This is a genomic window from Anaerotignum faecicola, from assembly GCA_024460105.1.
Classification (GTDB): Bacteria; Bacillota; Clostridia; order Lachnospirales; family Anaerotignaceae; genus JANFXS01.
On record JANFXS010000175.1, the window covers coordinates 1 to 497 of the forward strand.

Consider the following 497-nt stretch of genomic DNA (forward strand, 5'->3'; position numbering starts at 1 on the left):
TGGCAATCGGCGGCATTTACAAATTCTTTGATGATCTGGTTGGAGAAGAAGGGCGAAGATATATTCCGTATCTGATATCCGTTGCCATCTATATCGGCGTTGCGAATCTGATCGGCTTAATCGGCTTTAAACCGCCAACCAAGGACTTGAATGCGACTGCGGCACTTGCCCTTATGAGCATCGTATTGATTGAATACGCGGGCTTCCATAAGAAGGGACTTAAGGGATGGGTAAAAAGCTTTGCAGAACCGGTAGCGATTATCGCTCCGATCAATATTCTGGAAATTTTTATCAAACCGCTGTCTTTATGTATGCGGCTTTTTGGCAACGTGCTTGGTTCATTTGTAGTCATGGAGCTGATTAAGCAGCTCGTAGCGCCAATCATACCGATTCCGTTCAGCATGTATTTTGACATCTTTGACGGACTCATTCAGGCGTATGTATTCGTATTCTTAACTGCCCTCTTTATCAAAGAAGCAGTGGAGTAACCAAAGTGT

At 44.3% G+C, this 497-nt stretch carries 1 protein-coding gene; it reads left to right on the forward strand.

What is annotated here, in order from left to right; genetic code table 11:
• Nucleotides 1-488: F0F1 ATP synthase subunit A (locus NE664_13370; GenBank protein MCQ4727622.1), on the forward strand; the 488-nt coding region annotated here is incomplete at its 5' end.
• Nucleotides 489-497 lie beyond the last annotated feature (9 nt).